General features: G+C 63.0%; 17 protein-coding genes. All 17 read left to right on the top strand.

Annotated features, from left to right (window positions below; all coding sequences use genetic code 11):
- The first annotated feature begins 9 nt into the window (after positions 1-9).
- From ACA074_RS02200 to ACA074_RS02120, 17 genes are read left to right on the top strand one after another with little or no spacing between them, the layout of a single operon-like run.
- Positions 10-264 (top strand): acyl carrier protein, encoded by a 255-nt coding sequence (locus ACA074_RS02200; RefSeq protein WP_401269136.1) that lies wholly within the window; start codon positions 10-12, stop codon positions 262-264.
- Positions 261-806, top strand: coding sequence for a COG4648 family protein (locus ACA074_RS02195; protein WP_187679628.1), 546 nt, complete (start codon positions 261-263; stop codon positions 804-806). Before ACA074_RS02200 ends, ACA074_RS02195 begins: the two co-directional genes overlap by 4 nt.
- Positions 803-2,482 (top strand): ApeI family dehydratase, encoded by a 1,680-nt coding sequence (locus ACA074_RS02190; RefSeq protein ID WP_497678359.1) that lies wholly within the window; start codon positions 803-805, stop codon positions 2,480-2,482. Before ACA074_RS02195 ends, ACA074_RS02190 begins: the two co-directional genes overlap by 4 nt.
- Entirely contained in the window at positions 2,475-3,209 is a 735-nt protein-coding gene (locus ACA074_RS02185; protein WP_401269129.1) for a glycosyltransferase family 2 protein, read from the top strand. The genes ACA074_RS02190 and ACA074_RS02185 overlap by 8 nt, the downstream gene beginning before the upstream one ends.
- Complete coding sequence (locus ACA074_RS02180) at positions 3,206-4,153, top strand: lysophospholipid acyltransferase family protein (RefSeq protein WP_497616147.1); 948 nt, start codon at positions 3,206-3,208, stop codon at positions 4,151-4,153. The genes ACA074_RS02185 and ACA074_RS02180 overlap by 4 nt, the downstream gene beginning before the upstream one ends.
- Positions 4,134-5,678: an HAL/PAL/TAL family ammonia-lyase gene (locus tag ACA074_RS02175; protein WP_497678358.1), complete on the top strand. Its 1,545-nt coding sequence runs from the start codon at positions 4,134-4,136 to the stop codon at positions 5,676-5,678. The genes ACA074_RS02180 and ACA074_RS02175 overlap by 20 nt, the downstream gene beginning before the upstream one ends.
- Positions 5,671-6,096 carry an acyl-CoA thioesterase gene (locus tag ACA074_RS02170; protein WP_095187415.1) on the top strand — a complete coding sequence of 142 codons (426 nt, stop codon included), beginning with the start codon at positions 5,671-5,673 and terminating at the stop codon, positions 6,094-6,096. The genes ACA074_RS02175 and ACA074_RS02170 overlap by 8 nt, the downstream gene beginning before the upstream one ends.
- On the top strand, positions 6,093-6,695 hold the full coding sequence (locus tag ACA074_RS02165) for an outer membrane lipoprotein carrier protein LolA (protein ID WP_497678357.1): 603 nt from the start codon (positions 6,093-6,095) through the stop codon (positions 6,693-6,695). Before ACA074_RS02170 ends, ACA074_RS02165 begins: the two co-directional genes overlap by 4 nt.
- Positions 6,679-9,018 carry an MMPL family transporter gene (locus ACA074_RS02160; RefSeq protein WP_497678356.1) on the top strand — a complete coding sequence of 780 codons (2,340 nt, stop codon included), beginning with the start codon at positions 6,679-6,681 and terminating at the stop codon, positions 9,016-9,018. Before ACA074_RS02165 ends, ACA074_RS02160 begins: the two co-directional genes overlap by 17 nt.
- Positions 9,015-10,178 (top strand): cation:proton antiporter, encoded by a 1,164-nt coding sequence (locus ACA074_RS02155; RefSeq protein ID WP_497678355.1) that lies wholly within the window; start codon positions 9,015-9,017, stop codon positions 10,176-10,178. Before ACA074_RS02160 ends, ACA074_RS02155 begins: the two co-directional genes overlap by 4 nt.
- Positions 10,165-11,412, top strand: coding sequence for an NAD(P)/FAD-dependent oxidoreductase (locus ACA074_RS02150; RefSeq protein ID WP_497678354.1), 1,248 nt, complete (start codon positions 10,165-10,167; stop codon positions 11,410-11,412). Before ACA074_RS02155 ends, ACA074_RS02150 begins: the two co-directional genes overlap by 14 nt.
- Positions 11,409-12,134, top strand: coding sequence for a class I SAM-dependent methyltransferase (locus ACA074_RS02145; protein ID WP_497678353.1), 726 nt, complete (start codon positions 11,409-11,411; stop codon positions 12,132-12,134). The genes ACA074_RS02150 and ACA074_RS02145 overlap by 4 nt, the downstream gene beginning before the upstream one ends.
- Entirely contained in the window at positions 12,134-12,724 is a 591-nt protein-coding gene (locus ACA074_RS02140; RefSeq protein ID WP_497678352.1) for a hypothetical protein, read from the top strand. Before ACA074_RS02145 ends, ACA074_RS02140 begins: the two co-directional genes overlap by 1 nt.
- The gene (locus ACA074_RS02135) at positions 12,721-13,917 is read left to right on the top strand and encodes a beta-ketoacyl-[acyl-carrier-protein] synthase family protein (RefSeq protein WP_497678351.1); all 1,197 of its coding nucleotides are present in this window, start codon (positions 12,721-12,723) and stop codon (positions 13,915-13,917) included. Before ACA074_RS02140 ends, ACA074_RS02135 begins: the two co-directional genes overlap by 4 nt.
- Positions 13,914-14,378 (top strand): hotdog family protein, encoded by a 465-nt coding sequence (locus ACA074_RS02130; protein WP_401269104.1) that lies wholly within the window; start codon positions 13,914-13,916, stop codon positions 14,376-14,378. Before ACA074_RS02135 ends, ACA074_RS02130 begins: the two co-directional genes overlap by 4 nt.
- Positions 14,371-15,099 carry a 3-oxoacyl-ACP reductase FabG gene (gene fabG, locus ACA074_RS02125; protein ID WP_187679616.1) on the top strand — a complete coding sequence of 243 codons (729 nt, stop codon included), beginning with the start codon at positions 14,371-14,373 and terminating at the stop codon, positions 15,097-15,099. Before ACA074_RS02130 ends, fabG begins: the two co-directional genes overlap by 8 nt.
- Entirely contained in the window at positions 15,099-16,325 is a 1,227-nt protein-coding gene (locus ACA074_RS02120; RefSeq protein WP_497678350.1) for a beta-ketoacyl-ACP synthase, read from the top strand. Before fabG ends, ACA074_RS02120 begins: the two co-directional genes overlap by 1 nt.
- The last annotated feature ends 18 nt before the right edge of the window (positions 16,326-16,343 follow it).

Below are 16,343 nucleotides of genomic sequence, written 5' to 3'. Positions count from 1 at the left end.
GACCGGACCATGCAAACTCGTGACGACATTTTCAACACCCTGCGCGATGCCCTGGTCGAGCTGTTCGAACTGGATCCGGCCCGTGTGAGCCTGGAATCCAACCTGTATCAGGATCTGGAAATCGACAGCATCGACGCGGTCGATCTGATCGATCACATCAAGCGTCAGACCGGCAAGAAAATCGCCGCCGAAGAATTCAAATCGGTGCGTACCGTGCGTGACGTGGTCGAGGCGGTGTACCGCTTGGTTCAACCGGCCGCATGAGCCGATTGATCGGCCTCGGCCTGCTGCTGGCCGGCCTGCTGTACCCCTTTGCGGTGTATTTCGGCATGGAGCACTTCGCCCCGTGGCAGTTCGGTCTGCTGCTGGGCAGCCTGTGGCTGGCGCGCGCGCTGACCGGCGAGCGCAAACCCGGCAGCCTGTGGATGGCCGGCGTTGCGATCGGGTTCTGCCTGCTGCTGGCAGTGTTCGACAGCCCTTTGCTGCTGCGCTGGTATCCGGTGCTGATCAGCGGCTTCATGCTGGTGCTGTTCAGCCTGAGCCTGAAATTCGGCCCGCCGATGGTCGAGCGTCTGGCGCGGCTACGTGAACCGCAACTGCCGCCCGAGGCGATCCGCTACACCCGTCAGGTCACGGTGGCCTGGAGCGTGTTTTTCTTCTGCAACGGTTTGTGCGCCGCCCTGCTCACCCTGTGGGCGCCGCTGAATTGGTGGATGTTGTACACCGGCCTGATCTCCTACGGATTGATCGGCCTGATGTTTGCCATTGAATGGCTGATACGACAACGGGTAAGAGGCCGTACATGAACTGGATAAAACTTGAGCAGCTGTTGCTCAAGGCCCTGCCGGCGCGGGCGATCAGCCACGCACCGGCACTCGATCACGCGCAACTGTGCGAACAGGCGTTGCGCCTTGCCGCCGGCCTGCAAGCCAAAGGCGTGCAGCGTCTGGCCGTGCATCTGGAAGATGCCGCCGAACTGGCCATCGCCCTGCTTGGCGCGTGGCGTGCTGGCGTCAGTGTCTTGCTGCCCTCGGATCTGCAAGCGCAGACCCGTCAGCGCTGGTCGGGTGAAGTCGATCTGTGGCTGACCGATCAAACCGGTGACAGTCGCTTGGCTGACTTGCATGAACCTGCAATGCCAGGCGCTGAACTGGATCTCGATGAGTGCCGCTTGAGCCTGTGTACTTCCGGCTCCAGCGGTGAACCCAAGCGCATCGACAAGACCCTGCGTCAATTGGCCAATGAGGTCGAAGCGCTGGAACAACTGTGGGGCGGGGATCTCGGCGAAGCCTGCATTATCGGCAGCGTTGCCACCCAACACATCTACGGTTTGCTGTTCCGCGTGCTATGGCCGCTGTGCGCCGGGCGGACGTTTGTGCGCAAGCAACTGGCCTTCCCCGAGGATTTGCAGCGCGCCAGTCGCGAGCATTCGGCTTTCGCCTGGGTCGCCAGTCCGGCGCTGCTCAAGCGCATGGGCGATAACCTCGACTGGCCGGCGCTGAGCGCGGTGCGTCAGGTGTTTTCCTCCGGCGGTGCGTTACCGGCCGAAGCGGCGCAGAGCCTGCATCAGCGTCTGCAGCAATGGCCGACGGAAATCCTCGGCAGCTCGGAAACCGGCGGTATCGCCTGGCGCCAGGGCGAAACCCTGTGGCAGCCGTTCGCCGCTGTCGAACTGAGTCAGGACGCCGACGGCGCCCTGCTGATCGCCTCACCGTATCTGCCTGCCGGGCATGTTGAACACACCGCCGATGCCGCGCGCATTGCAGCCGACGGTCGTTTCCAATTGCTGGGGCGACTGGACCGGATCGTCAAACTCGAAGAAAAACGCATTTCCCTGCCGATGCTGGAGCAAGCGCTGGTCGCCCACGACTGGGTCGCCGAAGCGCGGCTGGGTGTGGTGCAGGAAAATCGTGCCGTCCTCGGCGCATTGCTGGTGCTCAGTGAAGACGGTTTGTTTGCGTTACGCGAACATGGCCGCCGCAGCCTGACCGAAACCTTGCGCAAGCACCTGAGCCAGCATTGCGAAGCCCTGGCCCTGCCGCGTCGCTGGCGTCTGGTGCGGCAACTGCCGCTGAACAGCCAAGGCAAACTGCCGCAAGCCGATGTCGAAGCGCTGCTGCTGGCGTCTCGACCGAAAGCCCCCGAAGTGCTGGAGCAAGTCGAAACCGACGGCGAATGGAGCCTGCAACTCAGTGTGCCGCCGGACCTGGCCTACTTCAGCGGCCACTTCCCCAAAGCCCCGGTGCTGCCCGGCGTGGTGCAGGTGGAATGGGCGCTGAACCTCGGTCGCCAACTGCTGAACCTGTCCGGCACGTTCGCCGGCATGGAAGTGCTGAAATTCCAGCAACTGGTGCGCCCCGGCGATGAAATCCAGCTGCACCTGCGCTTCGATCCCGAGCGCGGCAAACTGTACTTCGCCTACCGCAACGACAGCGCCACCTGCTCCAGCGGGCGGATTTTGCTGGAGGCCGATCATGCATAACCCCTGTGCCGTCATCCCGGTCTACAACCACGAAACCGCAATCGGCACCGTGGTCGACGCCCTGCTCGCCCAGGGTCTGCCGTGCATTCTGGTGGACGACGCCAGCACACAATCCTGCGCACGCGTGCTCGATGCTCTGGCCGAGCGCGACAACGTGTTTCTGGTGCGGCTGACCGCCAATCAGGGCAAGGGTGGCGCGGTGATGACTGGTCTGCGCGAAGCGTCGCGACTGGGCTTCAGCCATGCCTTGCAGGTCGACGCCGACGGCCAGCACGACCTGCACGATGTCGCCCGTTTCGTCGAGGAATCCCGCGCCTGTCCTGAAGCAATGATCTGCGGTTTTCCGCTGTTCGATAAGAGCGTGCCCAAGGGCCGTTTGTACGCGCGTTACCTGACCCACGTGATGGTGTGGATCAATACGCTGTCGCTGCAAATCCGCGATTCGATGTGTGGCTTCCGCGTTTATCCGCTGGCGCCGACGCTGGCCGTGATCGACTCGGCCAAAGTCGGCAAACGCATGGATTTCGATTCGGACATTCTGGTGCGCCTGTCGTGGCGCAATCAGCCGATGCGCTGGCTGCAAACCAGCGTGCATTACCCGCTCGATGGCGTGTCGCACTTCCGGCTGTTCCACGACAACGCGCTGATTTCCAGCATGCACACCCGGCTGTTCTTCGGCATGTTGCTGCGCCTGCCCGTCATCCTCTGGCGACGGTGGCGCACATGAGCGTCGAGACCGACAAGAAGCACTGGGCCGACCGCGAAGAACGCGGCAGTTTCCTGCTGATGAAATTCACCGCGTTCGCCGCCAAAGTCCTTGGCCGACGCCTGCTGAGCCCATTGCTGTACGGCATCGTTCTGTACTTTTTCCTGTTTGGCCGCACCGCGCGGCGCAGTGCCTGGCAGTACCAGCAGCGACTGGCAGAATGGAGCAAACGCGAAGACTTGCGTCCGAGCCATTGGCGGGTGTTCGGCCAGTTCATGGCGTTCGCCGATTCGATGCTCGACAAGCTTGATGTGTGGAACGGCAAGCTGCGTATCGAGCAGATCGAAATCATCGATCCGGCGCTGCTGCGCAATCAGTTGCGCGGCAGTCGCGGGCAACTGCTGGTCGGCGCACACCTGGGCAATCTTGAAGTGTGCCGGGCGCTGGCCGAGATCGGCGAGAAGGTCACGATGAATGTGCTGGTGCACACCAAGCACGCCGAGCAATTCAACCGCTTGCTCGGCGAGGCCGGGGCGACCAATCTGCGCCTGATTCAGGTCAGCGAGCTCGATCCGGTGATCATGCTGCAACTGCACGAACGCCTGGAGCGCGGCGAATGGCTGGCGATTGCCGGCGACCGTGTACCGCTGCACGGCGGGCGCAGCGTCAGCGTGGACTTTCTCGGCCACCCGGCGCCCTTTCCGCAAGGCCCGTGGTTGCTGGCCGGCCTGCTGAAGTGCCCGGTCAATCTGCTGATGTGCCTCAAGCAACCCGACGGCCACTATCGCCTGACCCTCGAACCCTTCGCCGATGCTGTGGTGTGGACACGCCGCGAGCGCGATCAGGTCATTCATCAGTGGGCCACTCGCTATGCGCAGCGCCTGAGTCACTATTGCCTTGAAGCGCCGCAGCAATGGTTCAACTTTTACCCTTTCTGGAAGACCGATGACGACGCCAACCCATGAGCCGGTAACCTTCGGCGAACGCCCTTTGCGCATCGAAGACGTGCTGGCCCTGGCCAACCGTCAGGCGCCCGTGCAGTTGCAGAGCGACGCGGCTTACCGCGAGCGCATCGCCAAGGGCGCGCGGTTCCTTGATTCGTTGCTGGACAAGGAAGGCGTGATCTACGGCGTGACCACCGGTTACGGCGATTCCTGCGTGGTCGCGGTGCCGCTGCATCACGTCGAAGCGCTGCCGCGTCATCTCTACACTTTTCACGGTTGCGGGCTGGGCAAACTGCTCGACGCGCAAGCCACCCGCGCCGTACTGGCGGCGCGTTTGCAGTCGCTGTGCCACGGCGTGTCCGGGGTGCGTGTGGAACTGCTGGAGCGTCTGCACGCCTTCCTCGAATACGACATCCTGCCGCTGATCCCGGAAGAAGGTTCGGTCGGCGCCAGCGGCGATCTGACGCCGTTGTCCTACGTTGCCGCAACCCTGTCCGGCGAGCGTGAAGTGATGTTCCGTGGCGAGCGCCGTCAGGCTGCCGATGTGCATCGCGAATTGGGCTGGACACCATTGGTGCTGCGCCCGAAAGAGGCGCTGGCATTGATGAACGGCACCGCCGTGATGACCGGCCTCGCCTGCCTCGCCTACGCCCGCGCCGATTACCTGCTGCAACTGGCCACGCGCATCACCGCGCTCAACGTGGTGGCGCTGCAAGGCAACCCGGAACACTTCGACGAACGCCTGTTCGCCGCCAAACCGCATCCGGGGCAGATGCAAGTCGCCGCGTGGCTGCGCAAGGATCTGGCGATCGACGCGCCGACCGCGCCGCTGCATCGCTTGCAGGATCGCTACTCGCTACGCTGCGCCCCGCACGTGCTTGGTGTGTTGGCCGACAGCCTGAACTGGCTGCGTTCGTTCATCGAGATCGAACTCAACAGCGCCAACGACAACCCGATCATCGACGCCGAAGCCGAGCGCGTTTTGCACGGTGGGCACTTCTACGGCGGGCACATCGCGTTTGCCATGGACAGCCTGAAAAACCTCGTGGCCAACGTCGCCGACCTGCTCGACCGCCAACTCGCGTTGCTCGTGGACGAACGCTACAACCACGGTTTGCCGAGCAACCTGTCCGGCGCCAGCGCCGATCGAGCGATGCTCAACCACGGCTTCAAGGCTGTACAGATCGGCACCAGCGCGTGGACCGCCGAGGCGTTGAAAAACACCATGCCGGCCAGCGTGTTCTCGCGCTCCACCGAGTGCCACAACCAGGACAAGGTGAGCATGGGCACCATCGCTGCCCGCGATGCGATCCGCGTGCTGGAGCTGACCGAACAAGTCGCCGCGGCCACGCTGCTCGCTGCTAACCAAGGGGTGTGGCTGCGGGGTCAGGCCGAAGACGCCCGACCACTGCCGCCAGCACTGGCCGCCATGCACGAAGAACTGGCCCAAGACTTCCCGCCGGTAATCGAAGACCGTGCACTGGAGGGCGAGCTGCGCCTGTGCCTGCAACGCATCGCCGCACAACACTGGAGGCTGCATGCGTAGTGCCGGAGTGCTTCACGCCGATACGGAAATCCTCGTGCCGTTCTTTGACGTCGACACGATGCACGTGGTCTGGCACGGCCATTACGTCAAATACCTCGAAGTGGCGCGTTGCGCGTTGCTCGACAAGATCGGCCACAACTACACCCACATGGTCGAATCCGGTTACGCCTGGCCAATTATCGACCTGCAATTGCGCTACGTGCGTGGCGCGGTGTTCGGCCAGAAGCTGAACGTGCGCGCCAGTCTGGTCGAGTGGGAAAACCGCCTGAAGATCAATTATCTGATCACCGACCTGCAAAGCGGCGAACGCCTGACCCGCGCCAGCTCGGTGCAAGTGGCGGTCGAAGTGAGCAGCCGCGAGATGCAACTGGCTTCGCCAAAAGTCTTCACCGATGCCGTGGAAAGGATGCTGCGATGAATGTTTTTGTTAAAGGCTTGAGCGTACTGGCGCTGCTGGCGGTGTCGTCTCTGGCTAACGCCTTCGATCTGCAACAGCTCAGTGAACAACTGGCGAAACCGGACGTGATCCACGGCCAGTTCATCCAGGAAAAACACCTGCGCGCCCTGCCCCAGCCGCTGATCAGCAAAGGCAGCTTCGTCCTCGCGAAAAATCACGGCCTGCTCTGGCTGCTGAAAACCCCGCTGCAACAGGATTACCGCATCAGCGCCAAAGGCATTGCCCGGCGTGACGGCAACGGCTGGCAATTGCTGCCGAACAAGAGCGCCGGCGCCGAGCAGAACCGTTTGTTCCTCGCCGTGTTGCAGGGCGACAGCAGTGGCCTGCAACGGGATTTCGAACTGGCCCTGAGCGGCGATGCGCAGAAATGGAAACTGACTCTGACCCCGCGCTCGATGCTGCTCAAGCAAGTGTTCAACCAGATCAACATCGACGGCGGCGAGTTGGTGCAAACCATCGAACTGCTGGAAACCCAGGGCGACAGCACCGTGCTACGCATGCAAAACAGCACGGCCGGCCAACCATTGAGCGACGCGGAGCAACATGACTTTGCCGAGTGAACGCAAGCTGCCCTGGCTGTTCCTGATTCTGCTGCTGGCGGTTGTCGCCCTGGCCGGTTGGCAGTGGCGCGACGGTGCGCCGCTGTCGGCGAACCTGATGGAGTTGGTGCCGGGCACCAATCCCGATGCACTTGAACTGCGCGCCGAACAACGCATGCAGGAACCGCTCAACCGCGAAATGCTGGTGTTGGTCGGCCACGCCGATCGCCAGCAAGCGGTGGCCATGGCGCAGACGCTGGGCGAGCAATGGCAGGCCAGCGGCTTGTTCGAAAAAGTGCAGTGGAACCTGCAAGCCGACCTGCCGGCCCTGCGCACGCAATTGCTGCAAGGGCGGCTGGCGATGCTCTCGGCGGATGATCGGCAACTGCTGATCGAACATCCCGACGCATTTATTCAGCAACGGGTGCAGGCGCTGTTCGACCCCTTCACCGGTTTCAGTCTGGTGCCGAACCAGGATGACTGGCTGGGCCTCACCGGGCGCATCCAGAACAGCCAGCCGCAACACGGCGCGGTGCAACTGGACATCGGCAGCGGTGCATTGGTCGCCGACGCCGACGGCAAGAGCTGGGTGCTGCTGCGTGCGCGCACCACCGGCAACGCTTTCGATATGAACCTGCCGCTGCAAGTGGCGGATCTGCTCCAGCACAGTCGCGAGCAGGCGGCGAAATCCGATGTGCAATTACTGGCCGCCAGCGGATTGCTCTACGCCGCAAACGGTCAGCAGCAAGCCACTCGCGAGATGACTTGGGTCGGTGGTGGTGCCACCCTCGGCATCCTGCTGCTTTTGCTATTGGCGTTCCGCCGCTGGCGGGTGTTGCTGGCGTTTGTACCGGTGCTGGTTGGCATGCTGTTCGGGGCGGTAGCGTGTGTAGCGCTGTTCGGCCGTATGCATGTGATGACCCTGGTACTGGGTTCCAGCCTGATCGGCGTGGCAGTGGATTACCCGCTGCACTATCTGTCGAAGAGCTGGAGCCTCAAGCCTTGGCGCAGCTGGCCGGCCCTGCGCCTGACCCTGTCCGGGCTGACGTTGAGTCTGATCACCAGCGCCATCGGTTATCTGGCGCTGGCGTGGACACCGTTCCCGGCGCTGACACAAATTGCCGTGTTCTCCGCCGCCGGATTGCTCGGCGCCTATCTGTCGGCGGTGTGCCTGCTGCCGGCGCTGCTGAACAATGTCGAACTGCGCCCGGCGCAATGGCCGCTGCATCTGGCCGAACGCCTGATTAATCTGCGGGGAAAATTGCTCGAGCGTGTCCATACACCGGTGCTGCTCGCACTGCTGATCGCCTTCTGCATCGGCGGTCTGTTGCAACTGCAAAGCAAAAACGACATCCGCCAATGGGTCGGCGCACCGCAACGCCTGACCGATGAAGCGCAGACCATTGCACGCATCACTGGCTATCAGCCGACCAGTCAATTCTTCCTCGTTCGCGCGGCCAACCAGCAAGAATTGCTCGAACGTCAGGCCGCGCTGAGCGATCGGCTGCAGCAACTGGTCAACCTCGACAAACTGCAAGGCTATCTGGCGCTGGATCAACTGGTCAGCCCGCCGAGTCAGCAACAGCAAGTGCGCGACGCGCTGAACAAACTGCCACAGGTCTGGCAGCCATTGCTTGATCTCGGCGTCCCCCTCGCCGCCCTGCAAACCGAGCTGCAACAGTTGCAGACGCTACCGCTTGAAGACATCGACGCCGCGCTGGCCGGCCCGCTCGGCGAGCCCTATCGCACGCTATGGCTTGGCCCCACCGAGGATGGAGTCGCGACGATGACCAGCCTGCAAGGCCTGAACAACCCTTCACTGCTGCGGGTGCAGGCGCTGGATCTGCCGGGCGTGGTGCTGGTGGATCGCCTCGGTGAGCTGAACAACGTTTTCGCGGCCACGCAGATCAGCGCCGCCGAACTGAAACTCGCTTCCTGCGTGTTGATCGTGCTGGTATTGATCCTGCCATTCGGTTTCGGCGGCGCGTTGCGCATCGTCGCCCTGCCGTTGCTGGCGGCGCTGTGCAGTCTGGCCAGCCTTGGCTGGCTCGGCCAGCCGCTGACCCTGTTCAGCCTGTTCGGCCTGTTGCTGGTGACGGCGATCAGCGTCGACTACGCGATTCTCATGCGCGAGCAGGTCGGCGGTGCGGCGGTAAGTCTGCTCGGCACCTTGCTGGCGGCCGTGACCACATGGCTGTCGTTTGGCTTGCTGGCGGTTTCCAGCACACCGGCAGTGAGCAATTTCGGCCTGTCGGTGAGTCTCGGTCTGGCGTTCAGTTTCATGCTCGCGCCGTGGGCCGGGCGTCATGAACACACGGCCACCGTTACGGAGCATGCCGCATGATGGTCATCGGTTTCTGGTTGCTGGCCCTGGCGTTGTTTGCCGTGGCCACGCGCATCGGTCGCCACTTCGGTCTGATTCCGATTGTCAGCCAGTTGCTGCTGGCGAGTTTCGGCTTGCCGCTGCTGATGTATTTCTGGATCGAACCGGGCTGGCAACTCAGCGGCGCTGAACTGATCGCGCCGGTGTGGCTGAAAAACCTCTACAGCCTGAGTTTCGCGCTGTTGCTCGGGCATATTCTCAGCGATGTGATCGACCTGCGCCTGGATCGCCAGAGCGTGAAAATCGCCGTGCCGAGTTTCGCCGTGCCGTTCACCTGTGGTCTGGCGGCCGCGTATTGGCTGTTGCCGGTGCAACCGTGGCTGAACTCGCTGGCCATCGGACTGGTGTTCGCGATTACCGCGATCCCGGTGCTGTACCTGTATCTGCGTCACATCGATTACCCACCCGCTGCCACCCGGCGTCTGGTGCAAACCGCGATCCTGATCGACCTGACCAGCTGGACGTTGTTCGGTCTCGCTCAGGGCAGTCTGCATTTGAGCAGTCTGTTGCTGCCGCTAGGGCTGGCTTGCGTGCCCTTGCTGCTGCGTCTGTTCGGTGTTCGTCGGCCGCTGACCTACAGCCTCGGTTTCTTTGCGCTGCTGGTCATGGCCGAGCACTACAAACTCAACGCGCTGATCTTCGGCATCGGTTATCTGCTGTGTATGGCGGCGCTGAAAGTGCCGCTGGTCTTGCCGCTGCCGGCGCGCTGGATGAGCCGTTTGCAAACGTGGATCGCGATCCCGCTGATCCTCACGTTCGGCATCGTCCAGATCGACGTACACGCCGCCCTCGCCAGCCTCGGCGCCGTGCAATGGGCGGCACTGCTGCTGTTGCCGATTGCCAGTAAACTGCTCGGCAACTGGCTCGGACTCGGCTGGGCCGGTGCCTCGTTTGAGGGCGCCAGCCGCTGGCGCGAAAGTGTTTTGTTGAACATTCGCGGTCTGAGCGAAATCGTCTTTCTCAACTTGCTGTTGCAACAACAACTCATCACCCCCGCGCTGTACTTCGCGCTGATGGTGATGGGCCTGATCGCGACGCTGTTGCCGGCCCTGATCGGCCTGCACCGCACGCCCCTCAAACACACCGCCATCGCGCCCGGGAGTTCACGTGCCAACCGTTGAAATGCAACGTCGTCAGGTAGTGATCATTGGCGCCGGCCCGTCCGGCGCCATCGCCGCCGCGCTGCTCAAGCGCAAGGGCCACGACGTGCTGGTGATCGAGCGCCAACACTTCCCACGGTTTTCCATCGGCGAAAGCCTGCTCAGCCACTGCCTGGACTTCGTCGAAGAAGCAGGCATGCTCGACGCCGTCAACGCCGCCGGATTCCAGCGCAAGACCGGCGCCGCGTTTGCCTGGGGCGAGCGCTACAGCGCGTTCGATTTCGGCGACACCTTCACCAACGGCAAGCCGACCACGTTCCAGGTGCAGCGCGCCGATTTCGACAAGCTGCTGGCCGATCAAGCGGCGCTGCAAGGTGCCGAGATCCGCTTTGGCGATGCCATCGTCAGCGTCGATTTCGAGCGGGCAAAACCACAACTTGATGTGCGACGTGAAGACGGCAGCGAATACCGCGTCGAGGCCGATTTCGTCCTCGATGCCAGCGGTTACGGTCGTGTGCTCTCGCGCTTGCTGGATCTGGAAGCGCCGTCGAATTTCCCGGTGCGTCAGGCCGTGTTCACCCACGTCGAAGATCACATCGACAACCCGGCCTTCGACCGCGAAAAAATCCTCGTCACCACCCACCCGCAGCATCGCGATATCTGGTTCTGGACGATCCCGTTCAGCAACGGTCGCTGCTCGGTGGGCGTGGTCGCCGCCGCCGAACACTTCAGCGGTCGCGATGCCGACCTCGACGCCTGCCTGCGCGGTTTCATTGCCGAGACGCCAAGCCTCGCCGGCGTGCTGAACAACGCCGTGTGGGACACCCCGGCGCGCACCCTCGGCGGCTACGCGGCCAACGTCAAAACCCTGCACGGCCCGGGCTTCGCGCTGCTGGGCAACGCGGCGGAATTTCTCGACCCGGTGTTCTCCTCCGGCGTGACCATCGCCATGCGTTCGGCGAGCATGGCGGCCGCTGTGCTGCATCGTCAGTTGCAGGGCGAAACCGTCGACTGGCAAAGCGAATTTGCCGAGCCGCTGAAGCGCGGCGTCGACACCTTCCGCTGCTACGTCGAGGGCTGGTACGCCGGCACCTTTCAGGACGTGATTTTCTATGAAGACAGCCAGGCGGAAATTCGCCGGATGATCTGCTCGATCCTCGCCGGTTACGCCTGGGATGAACGCAACCCGTTCGTCAGCGAAGCGCGTCGCCGGTTGAAGATGATTTCCGAACTTTGTGCAAAGGACGCCCCATGAGTTACCTGAGCGACAGCTACGTCGAAGAAACCCGCTTCGGTTTCTGGTTCCTGCGCAGCCATACCTGGCAGCACCATGTGTTGCGTGTGGCGATCAACGATCTGCGTGGGTTGTTCAGCGAGTCGCTGCCGGCGAACCCGGTGCTGCTGGATGCCGGTTGCGGTCAGGGCAAGTCGTTCCGCCACCTGCGCCAGACCTTCGCGCCACAGCGTTTGATCGGCGTTGACGCCGATCCGCACAGCCTTGAGTTGAGCGGCGAAGAAGCGGCGCGCCAGGGCCTGGACGTCGAGTTGATCGGCAGCGATTGCGCGACTCTCAACGTGCCGGACGCCAGCGTCGACCTGCTGTTCTGTCATCAGACCTTTCATCATCTGGTGGAGCAGGAAAAAGCCCTCGCCGAGTTCTATCGCGTACTCAAACCGGGCGGTTATCTGCTGTTCGCCGAGTCCACCGAGGCTTACATTGATACCTGGGTGATTCGCTGGCTGTTCCGCCATCCGATGCATGTGCAGAAGAGTGCGGCGCAGTATCTGCAGATGATTCGCGAGCAGGGTTTCGAGTTTGGCGAGCGCAATGTCTCGTACCCGTATCTGTGGTGGAGCCGTTCGAAAGATTTCGGTTTGCTGGAGCGCTCCGGGTTGCGCAAACCGAAGCCGTTTGGCGAGCGTGAGGAAACGCTGGTGAACGTTGTCGCCCGCAAGCCATTGCAAGGTGATATCTGATGCACCACATAACCTGTGGGAGCGAGCCTGCTCGCGAAAGCGGTGGGTCAGCCAGCCTCTATGTTGAATGTGCTGGCGTCTTCGCGAGCAGGCTCGCTCCCACAGGGTATGTGGTGTGGCTGATGTTAGTGCTATTTGCTTCGCTAAGTGGTTGCGCCAGCCAGGCGCCGCTGCCAACCGGCAACCCGACGCTGCCGCTGCCCTTGCAACTGCACATCGAGCGCCAACAAGCCGATCAGCGTCAGGACTGGCTGCTCGTCATCCAGCGCGAAGGCCCGGGCATCCGCTGGTCGATGATGGACCCGCTGGGCATTCCCCAGGCGCGTCAGCAACTGATCGACGGCCACTGGCAGGCTGACGGCCTGCTGCCGCCCAATCCGGAAGCCCGGGAGCTCTTCGCCGCGCTGCTGTTCGCCCTGACACCACCGGGCGAACTGCTGCGCAATTACCCCACCGCGCAGCAACAGGACGGGCAACGTTCGCTGCCGACGCGCTGGGACATCCGTTATGCACAACCGTTGAGCTTCGAATTGAACCTGCCCCAAGGCCCGCACTATCGCGTCTCCCCACTCGGTGAACCGACGCCATGACTGCCTACCTGAATGCCCTCGGCGTGATCTGCGCCCTGGGCCGCGACAAGCAAGAAATCGCGCGCAATCTGTTCGCCGGCGACTGCTCGGGCATGCGCCCCGAGGCGGGCTGGGTGGCGGAGCGTGAGTTGCCGGTGGCCGCCGTACACGGTGAACTGGCGCCGATCCCGGAAGCGCTGGCCGACCAGAGCAGTCGCAACAATCAGTTGCTGCTGGAAGCCGCGCTGCAGATTCGCGCCGACATTGATCACGCGATCCAGACCTACGGCCGCGACCGCATCGGCGTAGTGCTCGGCACCAGCACCTCGGGTATCGACGAAGCCAGCCGTGGCCTGGCGCATTTCCTCCGTGAACAGCATTTCCCGGCGGGATACGACTACGGACAACAGGAACTCGGCGCCCCGGCGAATTTCCTCGCCGACTGGCTGCAACTGAGCGGCCCGGCCTATGTGATTTCCACCGCGTGCACCTCCAGCGCCCGCGCATTGATGAGCGCGCAACGCCTGCTCGATCTCGGTCTGTGCGACGCGGTGTTGTGCGGTGGCGTCGACAGTCTGTGCAAGCTGACCCTTAACGGCTTTTCGTCGCTGGAAGCGGTGTCCGACGAGCGCTGCAATCCGTTCTCGGCCAACCGCAACGGCATCAACATCGGCGAAGCGGCGGTGCTGTTCGTGATGAGCAAGCAGCGTGGCGACGGCCCGGCCATCGCCTTGCTCGGTGCCGGTGCCAGCTCCGACGCGCACCATATCTCCGCGCCTGAGCCGAGCGGACGCGGCGCCTTGCAAGCGATGCAGAAAGCCTTGAGCCGCGCCCACCTGCAAACCGCGCAGATCAACTATCTGAACCTGCACGGCACCGCGACCCAACACAACGACGCCATGGAAAGTATGGCAGTCGCCTCGCTATTCCCCGAGGGCGTTGCCTGCTCTTCGACCAAACCGATGACCGGCCACACTCTCGGCGCAGCCGGCGCATTGGAAGCGGCGTTCTGCTGGCTGAGCCTCAGCGCCGACAACCCGCAACACGCGCTGCCGCCGCACGTCTGGGATGGCCAGGCCGATCCCGAGCTGCCGCCGCTGAAGTGGGTGACCGCGAACGAACGCCTGTCGTCCATTGCACCCCGCTACCTGATGAGCAATTCGTTTGCCTTCGGCGGCAATAACGTCAGCCTGATTATCGGAGACGCCCCATGACCGACTGGCCGCTCGCCGAACTGTTGCCCCACGCTGGCGACATGATCCTGATCGACAAGATCCTCAGCTTCGATGATGAGCAGATCTACACCCGCCTCACGGTCAAGTCCGAGGGTTTGTTCAACCTGCCCGACGGCAGCCTGCCGGCGTGGGTCGGCATCGAGTTGATGGCGCAAAGCGTCGCCGCCTTCGCCGGATGCCACGCGCGACAGAAAGGCAATCCGGTGGAGCTGGGCTTTCTGCTCGGCACGCGCAAGTTCGAGTGCAACGTCGAGGCGTTTCCTGCGGGCAGCGAGTTGACCATCCATGGCATCCGCTCGCTGGAAGACGACAATGGCATGGGCGTGTTCGAGTGCCATATCAACGCGCCCGGCATTGAGGTCAGTGCTCGACTGAATGTGTTCCGCCCGCCACAGCCAACCCAATATCTGCAACAAGCACAGGAGTCGAACGATGACTGAATCCGTACTGGTCACCGGCTCCAGCCGTGGCATCGGCCGCGCCATTGCCTTGCGTCTGGCGCAGGCCGGGCATGACATCGTCCTGCATTGCCGTAGCGGCGTTGCCGACGCACAAGCCGTGCAGGTCGAAATCGAAGCGCTGGGCCGCAGCGCGCGCATCCTGCAATTCGACGTCGCCGACCGTGAAGCCTGCAAAAGAATTCTTGAAGCCGACGTCGAAACCCATGGTGCCTATTACGGCGTGGTGCTCAACGCCGGTCTGACCCGCGACGGCGCTTTCCCGGCCCTGAGCGATGACGATTGGGACGTAGTCCTGCGCACCAACCTCGACGGTTTCTACAACGTCCTGCACCCGGTGATGATGCCGATGATCCGCCGCCGTGCCGCTGGTCGCATTGTTTGCATCACCTCGGTATCGGGATTGATCGGCAACCGTGGCCAGGTCAACTACAGCGCCTCCAAGGCCGGCGTGATCGGCGCGGCGAAGGCATTGGCGATCGAACTGGGCAAGCGCAAAATCACCGTTAACTGCGTCGCGCCGGGCCTGATCGACACGGCGATGCTCGACGAAAACGTGCCGGTGGAAGAACTGATGAAAATGATCCCCGCGCAACGCATGGGCACCCCGGAAGAGGTGGCCAGTGCGGTGAATTTCCTGATGTCGGCGGAAGCCTCGTACATCACCCGCCAGGTGCTGGCGGTCAACGGAGGCCTGTGCTGATGAAGCGCGTCGTCGTCACCGGCATGGCCGGCATCACCTCGCTGGGCAGCAACTGGGAGACCATCGCCGGCAACTTCGCGGCCAACCGCAGCGGCATCCGCCGGATGGACGAGTGGGATCGCTTCAGCGAACTCAACACGCGCCTGGCCGGCCCTATCGATGATTTTGTGGTGCCCGCACACTGGACCCGCAAGCAATTGCGCAGCATGGGCCGGGTGTCGCGGCTGGCAGTCGGTGCGGCGGAACAAGCCTTGGCCGATGCCGGTTTGCTCGGCGACGAATCGATCAAGGACGGGCGCATGGGCGTGGCCTGTGGTTCGTCCACCGGCAGCACCGACGAGATCAAAGCGTTCGGCAACATGCTGCTCAACTCGGTGGCCGAAGGCCTGAACGCCAACTCCTACGTGCGGATGATGCCGCACACCACCGCCGCGAATATCAGCATCTTCTTCGGCCTCACCGGACGCCTGATCCCGACGTCCAGCGCCTGCACCAGCGGCAGCCAGGGCATCGGCTATGCGTATGAAGCGATCAAGTTCGGTCGGCTGCCGTTGATGCTCGCGGGCGGCGCCGAAGAACTCTGCCCGACCGAAGCGATGGTCTTCGACGCGCTCTACGCCACCAGCCTGAAAAACGATGCGCCACAAACCAGCCCGCGCCCGTACGACAAGGGCCGCGACGGTCTGGTGATCGGCGAAGGTGGCGGCATGTTGGTGCTTGAGGAGCTGGAGCACGCCCTCGCTCGCGGCGCACACATCCACGCCGAGATCGTCGGTTTCGGCAGCAACGCCGACGGCCAGCACACCACCCGCCCGGAACAAATCACCATGCGCCGTGCGATGGAACTGGCGCTGGAAGACGCCGGCCTCACGCCCGATGCCATCGGTTACGTAAATGGTCACGGCACGGCTACAGAACAGGGCGACATTGCCGAAACACTGGCAACCAGCAGTTTGTTCGGCGAGCGCATGCCGATCAGTTCGCAGAAGAGTTTCCTCGGCCACACGCTCGGGGCCTGCGGGGCGCTGGAGTCGTGGTTCAGCATCGAAATGCTCAACCGTGACCTGTACGTGCACACGTTCAACCTCGACGAGGTCGATCCGCATTGCGGCAAGCTCGATTACCTGCGCGGCGAATTCCGCCAGATGCATCACGAGTACGTGATGAACAACAATTTCGCTTTTGGTGGCGTCAACACCTCGTTGATTTTCCGCCGCTGGCACTGATCGCAACACGTTTGGAGT

Source organism: Pseudomonas sp. LBUM1655 (assembly GCF_059716085.1).
This window is presented reverse-complemented; position numbering and strand designations above follow the sequence as displayed.